This is a genomic window from Marinobacter sp. UBA2498 (assembly GCF_002341575.1).
Classification (GTDB): domain Bacteria; phylum Pseudomonadota; class Gammaproteobacteria; order Pseudomonadales; family Oleiphilaceae; genus Marinobacter; species Marinobacter manganoxydans.
On the sequence record NZ_DDOI01000112.1, the window covers coordinates 15,388 to 15,617 of the forward strand.

The window sequence follows — 230 nt, forward strand, 5'->3', positions numbered from 1 at the left end:
ACAAGGCGAGGGTCACTGGTTCGATCCCAGTACCACCCACCACTTTCAGTTGCATCACCGGATCACCCCATCCGGTTTCAGGTTCGGGCCCAAGGGCCGGAATTGATGCGGAGCGGTAGTTCAGTTGGTTAGAATACCGGCCTGTCACGCCGGGGGTCGCGGGTTCGAGTCCCGTCCGCTCCGCCACTTTTATTTATGAAGTATTCCCGGGTGGTTAGCTCAGCTGGGAG

General features: G+C 58.7%; 1 tRNA gene. It reads left to right on the top strand.

Going from position 1 to position 230, the window contains the following annotated elements:
• The first annotated feature begins 109 nt into the window (after positions 1-109).
• A tRNA-Asp gene (locus B2W52_RS15635) sits at positions 110-186 on the top strand.
• Positions 187-230 lie beyond the last annotated feature (44 nt).